This window comes from Teichococcus aerofrigidensis (assembly GCF_054073225.1).
In genome coordinates this window covers 1-6724 of sequence record NZ_JBSXMU010000155.1, presented here as the reverse complement: position 1 = coordinate 6724, position 6724 = coordinate 1, and the positions used below count along the sequence as shown (strand labels likewise).

At 73.6% G+C, this 6724-nt stretch carries 9 protein-coding genes; 1 reads left to right on the top strand and 8 read right to left on the bottom strand.

What is annotated here, in order from left to right:
* Positions 1-537, top strand: a 537-nt coding sequence (locus ACVMLK_RS19170) for an SH3 domain-containing protein (RefSeq protein ID WP_457487313.1), incomplete at its 5' end; no start/stop codon positions are given.
* Positions 538-583: 46 nt separating this feature from the next.
* On the opposite strand, the gene ACVMLK_RS19165 is transcribed toward ACVMLK_RS19170, so the two are convergent.
* The 8 genes from ACVMLK_RS19165 to ACVMLK_RS19130 form a co-directional block, all read right to left on the bottom strand.
* Positions 584-1438 (bottom strand): transglutaminase-like domain-containing protein, encoded by an 855-nt coding sequence (locus tag ACVMLK_RS19165; protein WP_198365083.1) that lies wholly within the window; start codon positions 1436-1438, stop codon positions 584-586.
* A 41-nt stretch (positions 1439-1479) separates the two neighbouring features.
* Positions 1480-1869 (bottom strand): histidine triad nucleotide-binding protein, encoded by a 390-nt coding sequence (locus tag ACVMLK_RS19160; protein ID WP_198365082.1) that lies wholly within the window; start codon positions 1867-1869, stop codon positions 1480-1482.
* 35 nt (positions 1870-1904) lie between these two features.
* Positions 1905-2456, bottom strand: a complete 552-nt coding sequence (locus ACVMLK_RS19155; RefSeq protein ID WP_198365081.1) for a phosphoribosyl-ATP diphosphatase — start codon at positions 2454-2456, stop codon at positions 1905-1907.
* 4 nt (positions 2457-2460) lie between these two features.
* Positions 2461-3237: an imidazole glycerol phosphate synthase subunit HisF gene (hisF, locus tag ACVMLK_RS19150; protein WP_198365080.1), complete on the bottom strand. Its 777-nt coding sequence runs from the start codon at positions 3235-3237 to the stop codon at positions 2461-2463.
* Between the two features lie 99 nt (positions 3238-3336).
* Positions 3337-4245 carry a 2-keto-4-pentenoate hydratase gene (locus ACVMLK_RS19145; RefSeq protein WP_457487312.1) on the bottom strand — a complete coding sequence of 303 codons (909 nt, stop codon included), beginning with the start codon at positions 4243-4245 and terminating at the stop codon, positions 3337-3339.
* Positions 4246-4334: 89 nt separating this feature from the next.
* Positions 4335-5348 carry a Bug family tripartite tricarboxylate transporter substrate binding protein gene (locus ACVMLK_RS19140; RefSeq protein ID WP_457487311.1) on the bottom strand — a complete coding sequence of 338 codons (1014 nt, stop codon included), beginning with the start codon at positions 5346-5348 and terminating at the stop codon, positions 4335-4337.
* A 79-nt stretch (positions 5349-5427) separates the two neighbouring features.
* A complete protein-coding gene (locus ACVMLK_RS19135; protein ID WP_457487310.1) occupies positions 5428-6438 on the bottom strand; it encodes a Bug family tripartite tricarboxylate transporter substrate binding protein in 1011 nt (336 codons plus the stop codon).
* A gap of 80 nt (positions 6439-6518) precedes the next feature.
* The coding region (locus ACVMLK_RS19130; RefSeq protein ID WP_457487309.1) for a TrmH family RNA methyltransferase at positions 6519-6724 on the bottom strand (206 nt) is incomplete at its 5' end.

The following is a 6724-nucleotide window of genomic DNA, read 5'->3' as shown; positions in this document are numbered from 1 at the left end:
GCGGCGGGTGTCGCGGCCGGCGCCGCCGCCACGGGCGCGGCGGGAAGCGCGCCGCCGCCGCCCGCCTCCCCCGCTCCCAGCCCGCAGGAGCTGCAGCAGCCCAGCCTGGGCAGCGCCACCGGCCTGCCGATCCCGCGCTTCGTCTCGCTGCGCAGCGACGAGGTGAATCTGCGCATCGGCCCCGACACGCGCTTTCCGATCGAGTGGACCTATCAGCGCCGCGACCTGCCGGTGGAGATCCTGCGCGAATACAACCAGTGGCGCCGCATCCGCGACATGGACGGCACCGAGGGCTGGGTGCACCAGTCCACCCTGGCCGGCCGCCGCACCTTCCTGGTGCGCGGCGAGGAGCGCAGCCTCCACAGCGCCGAGGGCGAGGCGAGCGCGGTCGTGGCGCGGCTGATGCCGGGCGTGGTCGGGCGCATCCGCAGCTGCAAGGCGGGCAGCAACTGGTGCGAGGTGCAGGTGGAAGGGCACCGCGGCTATATCCAGCGCAGCGCGATCTGGGGCCTCCAGGCGGGCGAGGAAGTGAACTGAGCCGGCCGCCCCCGGCCCGGCCTCCGGGCTTGGCGCCGGCGCGGCCTCAGTTCAGCCGCTGACGCAGCTCCACCGCCAGGGCGCGGGCGCGCTGGGCGGCCTCGCCACGCGGCACCAGGGCGAGGAAGCGGTCGATGCAGGCCAGGGCGGCGCCGATGCGGTCCAGCCGCTGGTTCATCACCGCCGCCTCGCGCCACAGGATGGCGGCCTCCGGCGCCATGCGCAGCATATCCTCGGTGCAGGTCAGGGCGGCCGGCAGGTCGCCGGCCTGCAGCCGGCGCAGCTTGATGTTGTTCTGCAGCCGCAGCAGCACGGCGCGGCGCGACACCGGCTCCAGCACGGCGGGCCGCAGCTCGGCGGCCTCGCCCTCCATCCGCTTCAGCAGGGCGCGCAGCTCCGGCGCCTCCAGCAGCCGCCCGCCATGAAAGGGATCGACCACCGCCATGCCGCGGGCGCCCTCGAGGCCGATCAGGAAATGGCCGGGGAAGTCCAGCCCGTGCGCCGGCCAGCCCGCCGCGCCGGCGGCATGCAGCCAGAGCAGGCCGAGCGCCACCGGCAGGCCCCGGCGGCGGCGGATCACCTCGATCAGGTTGGCGTTGGCGGGGGAATCGTAGGTCTCGCCGTCGCCGGCATAACCGAAGCGCTCATGCAGCAGCGCCGCGAGCAGGGCGACGCGGCGCGCCACCTCGCCGCCATCGGCCGCCGGATCGGCCGCGGCGGCGGCCACCGCGGCGCGGGCGAGGTCCGAGAGGTGATGCTCCGCGGCACGCCAGTCGGCCGCCGGGGCGTCGATCCGGGCGAATTGCAGCGCCACCGCCGCGAGATCGAGCTCGGCATCCGGCAGGGCGCCGGCGGCCTCCAGAGCGGTGCGTGCCTCAGCGGCGGATGAGAGGTCCTCCATGGGATGAAGGCATGGCGAGCGGCTCCCGCCGGGTCAAGCGCTCACTGCGCGTCGGGCCTGGCCAGCATCGGGCCGAGACGCCGCCCACCGAAGATGTGAACGTGGAAATGCGGCACTTCCTGCCCGGCATCGCTCCCCATGTTGGTCAGCACCCGGTAGCCCTGGTCCTCCAGCCCGAGCAGCCGGGCGGTCAGCCCGACGGCGCGCCAGAAGCCGGCCACCTCCTCCGGGCTGGCGGCGGCGGAGAAATCCGCCACCGAGACATAGGCCCCCTTCGGGATCACCAGCACATGCACCGGCGCCTGCGGCGCGATGTCGTGGAAGGCCAGGGCATGCTCGTCCTCATGCACCTTCTTGGCCGGGATCTCGCCCCGCAGGATGCGGGCGAAGATATTGCCGTTGTCGTAGGGCGGCATGCCGGACACGGGCATGGTGCTTCCTCTCCTGCTGCTGCGCCGCCCCGCTCTCAGGGCAGCTTGGTGGTCTCCGCGGCGCGGACGATGCCCTTCGGACGGGACGCCTTCTCGACGATGCCGGAGATGCCCTCGCGGCGCTCCAGCTCGGCCCAGACCTCCTCCGGCGCGATGCCCGCATCCACCCAGACGACGATCAGGTGATAGAGCAGGTCGGCGCTTTCCAGGACGGTCGCGGCGCGGTTGCCCTGGATCGCCTCGATGACGCATTCCACCGCCTCCTCGCCGAGCTTCTGCGCCACCTTGGGCGTGCCGCGGGCGAGCAGGCGGGCCGAGTGCGACTGGGCGGCGTCGCCCGATTGCCGGCGCGCCTCCACCGTGTCCCACAGCCGCCGCAGCACCGCCACATCGCCCTTGGCCGCGACATGCAGGGGCTCCAGGTGCCGGGCCTCCGCCTTCAGCGCCGCCTTGCGCGGCTTGGCGCCGGCCGGGATGCTGTCCGGCAGCGGCAGCGCCTTGCGCGGCGAGGCCTTCGCGGCCGGCTTCTTGGCGGCCACGGGCTTCGACTTGGCCTTCGCCGTTTTCTTCTTCACTTCCTTGGCCATACGCTCAGGCAACCTTCAGATCGGGGCAGGGACGAACCGGCAGGCCGGCGGCGGCGAGCGCCGCCTTGGCCTCGCCGATCCGCATCTCGCCGTAATGGAACACGCTCGCGGCCAGCAGCCCGGTCGCCCCGGCGCGCGCGCCCTCGACGAAGTGGCGCGCCTGGCCGACACCGCCCGAGGCGACCAGCGGCAGGCGCACGCGGGCGCGCAGCGCGCGCAGCAGGTCGAGATCGAAGCCGGACTTGGTGCCGTCCCGGTCCATCGAGGTGACGAGCAGCTCGCCGGCGCCGAGGCTCGCCATCCGCTCGGCCCAGGCGATGGCGTCGATGCCGGTGGCCTTGCGGCCGCCATGGGTGAAGATCTCCCACCGGCCGGGACCGACGGCGCGGGCGTCGATGGCGACGACGATGGCCTGGCTGCCGAAGGCCTGCGCCGCGCGGCGCACCAGATCGGGGTCGCTCACCGCGGCGCTGTTGATGCTGGCCTTGTCGGCGCCGGCCAGAAGCAGGCGGCGCACATCCTCGACCGAGCGCACGCCGCCGCCGACGGTGAGCGGGATGAAGACCTCGGCGGCGGTGCGCGAGACGACATCGTACATCGTATCGCGATTCTCGTGCGTGGCGCCGATGTCGAGGAAGGTGATCTCGTCCGCGCCCTCCGCGTCATAGGCGCGCGCCTGCTCCACCGGATCGCCGGCATCGCGCAGGGCGACGAAGTTCACGCCCTTGACGACGCGGCCTTCCTTGACGTCGAGGCAGGGGATGACGCGCAGGGCAAGCATCGGGGCATCACCTCAGGCTGCAATGGATACCGTTGTGCGATGCGCCGGGTCGCGGCCAGGGTCAAGGGGCCAGGATCAGGCGTCGGAGCGGGGGCCCGGCTATTCCAGCGTCACGCTGACCGCGACCGGCTCGGCCAGCAGGCCGGTGTAGGTGGTCGCGTAGGTGGTGCCGGCCTCGGCCGGCAGGGCGGGGGAGAAGCCGCCCAGCGAGATCAGGTCCCCCGGCTTCAGCGCCGTGCCGCGCGCCGCGAGATCCTTCACCAGCCAGGGGATGACGTTCAGCGGATGGCCGAACAGCGCGCTGCCGGGGGCCTTGGCCAGTTCCTTTTCCGCCTCGCCCTTCCGCGCCGTGAAGCGCACCTCCATGCTGCCCAGGCGGCGGGCGAAATCCTCGGTCGCCTCCGGCGCGATCGGCTCGCCCACCACGCCCAGCCGCGCGCCGACGCCGATGGCCAGCAGGTTCGGCCCGTTCATCCGGCCCATCTCGGCCAGGGCCAGGTCCGGCATCTCGATGAAGGGGATGACCTGGTCGAGATGCCTCAGGATCTCGACATGGTCCGCGCCGGCCTCGTTGATGCCGGCATCCCTGACCCGCACGATCAGATCGGCCTCGACCACGGGCACGGCGGCGAAGTCCGCCGGCAGGGTGGCGCCGGACTTCGCCCGCACCGTCGCCGCGTAGATCGGCCCGGCCAGGGGGTGGCTGACGCCGAAGCGCTTCTGCGCCGCCTCGTTGGTCAGTCCGACCTTCCAGCCGACGGTGGGTCCGAGCTGCCTGCTCAGCGCCGGCACCAGCTTGCCCTGGGCGCAGAGCCCGTCCTCCAGGCTCAGCTCGCGCCCGAAGGCCTGCACCGGCGCGCGGGCCAGCAGCGAGGAGGCCATGGCCTGCATCGCCGCGTCGTCCGGGCAGGTCAGCGCGGCGGGCGGGCTGGCGGCCGCGGCGGAGGCCGGCGGAGCGCCCTCGGCGAGCGGAGCCATCAGGGCGGCGGCGAACAGGGCGCGGCGCATCGGGCGAGTCCTCCGGCGGTTTCCGCCGATGCTAGAGCAGCGCCCGGCCGGATGGAACCGCTCCGGGATTTCCATCCGGTTGTGGCCGCTCAATCCAGCTTCGCGCCCGAGATCTCCACCAGCCGCGCCCAGACCGGCGTCTCCCGCGCGATCAGGGCCGCCAGCGCCTCGGGGGATTCGCTGGAGACCGGGTCGTAGCCGAGGGGCGTCAGCCGCTCGGCGAAACCGGGCTGCGCGACGATGGCGCGGATCGCGGCGGCGAGCCGGGCTACGGCCTCCGCCGGCATGCCGGCCGGGCCGGCCACCGCGTTCCAGGTCACGATGTCGACCTGGTCCAGGCCCAGATCGGCGAAGTCGGCCATGCCGGGCACCTCCGGCAGCCCGCCGGCGCGCCGCGCCGAGGAGACGGCCAGGGCCTTGAAGGCGCCGGAGCGGACATGCGGCATCAGCGCCGGCATGACGTCGAACATCATGTCGATGGTGCCGGAGAGCAGGTCCTGGATGGCCGGGCCGCCGCCGCGGTAGGGCACGTGCAGGATGCGCGCGCCGGTCGCCTGGTTCACCGCGCTGATGCAGAGATGCGAGGAGGTGCCGGTGCCGGAGGAACCCATCGTCACCTGCTCGGGATGCGCGCGGGCCCATTCGACCAGCGCGCGGAAGTCGGTCCAGCCGCGCCGCCGCGCCGTCTCGGCATTGACCACGCAGAGCAGCGCGCCGGCGGTCACCAGGCTGAGCGGCTGCAGGTCCCGTGCCGGCTCGAAGGGCAGGCTGCTGAACATCGAGGGCATGGCGGTCCAGGTGGTCAGCCCCAGCACGCCGATGGTCGAGCCGTCCGGCGGCGCCTTGGCCAGGGCGTCGACGCCGATGACGCCGCCGGCCCCGGCGCGGTTCTCCACCACCACCGTCTGTCCCAGCGCGGCGCCCAGGCGCTCGGCCAGCAGGCGGCCGAGGATGTCGATGGCGCCGCCCGGCGGGAAGGGCACGATCAGGCGGAGGGGACGGCCCTCCGCCACCGCCTGCGCCCTGGCGGGGGGGCGGGGGGGGGGGGGCGGGGGGGCCCCCGCCAGGAGGGGCAGGGAGAGGAGGGATCGTCGTGCGGTCATGGAGGCGTCTTTCCCGGCTGGATATCCGGGCGGCAGCCTGAGCGGGAAAGGGCGCCGGGGAAAGAGGGGCCCCGCGCCCTCAGTCCAGGCTGGCGCCGGATTCCGCGACCAGCGCCTTCCACACCGCCTCCTGCGACCGGGTGTAGGCACCATAGGCGGCCGGCGAGGCATCGACGATGGTGGTGAAGCCGTTCGGCTCCATCTTCTCGCGGAACTCCGCCGTATCGACCACCGAGACGATGGCCTTGTGCAGCGCCGCGATACGGTTCTCCGGCGTGCCGGCGGGCACGTTGATGCCGTACCAGGACTGCATGTCGATGCCGGCGCCGGGCAGCAGCTCCTTCATCCCCGGCACGTCCCTGAGCTCCGGCACATAGGTCACGCGCTCGGCGCTGGCGGCGGCCAGCACCCGCAGCCGGCCTTCCCGCACATGCGCCATGGCCAGGGGGATGACGTCGAACATCATGTCGATATTGCCGGCCAGCAGGTCCTGCAGGGCCGGCGCGCCGCCGCGATAGGGCACGTGGGTGATATCGGCGCCGGTGGCGCGGCAGACCTTGGAAATGGTCAGGTGGCTGATCGTGCCGGTGCCGGAGGAGCCCATGGTGAGCCCGCCCGGGTCCTTCTTCGCCGCCGCGATGACGTCCTGGAAGGTGCGGTAGGGGCTGTCGGCCTTCACCGTCATGAACACGGTGCCGGTGGTGACGCGGGTCACCGGGGCGAGGTCGGTCATCGGGTCGATCGGCATCGACTTGGTGTAGAGGAACTTGTTGGCCGCGAGGATCGAGGCGGAGGCGAGCAGCATGGTGTGGCCATCCGGCTCCGAGCGGGCGGCCTCGGCGGCGCCGAGATTGCCGCCGGCGCCGCCGCGATTGTCCACCACCAGGGTCTGGCCCAGCACCGGCTGCAGCATCTGCGCCATCAGCCGGCCCGTCATGTCCACCGAGCCGCCCGGCGCGAAGGGCACGACGAGCCGCAGGGTGCGGGAGGGGAAGGTGTCCTGCGCCCGCGCATCCCGCGGCGCGACGAGGGCGGGAAGGGCGGGGAAGGTGGCGGCGGTGCCCAGCAGGGCGCGGCGGCGGATGGTCATGGTTTTGGGAGCCTCCGGTACGGTCCGCGGCGGGTTCTGGCGCGTGGCGGGCACGGCGGCAAGCGCGTTATGGCCCGGTCTCAGCCGCCCCGCGCCAGGCTGTGGATCAGCACCGCCGCCGCCACCGAAACGTTGAGGCTCTCGACCGCCCCCGAGCCCGGCAGCGTCACCCGCGCGGCGCAGGCGGCGAGGGTGGGCTGCGGCAGGCCCTGCTCCTCGTTGCCGAGCACCAGGGCCACGGGCCGCCCGGCGCGGCGCCGCAGCACCGCCTCCGGCGGCTCGCCGC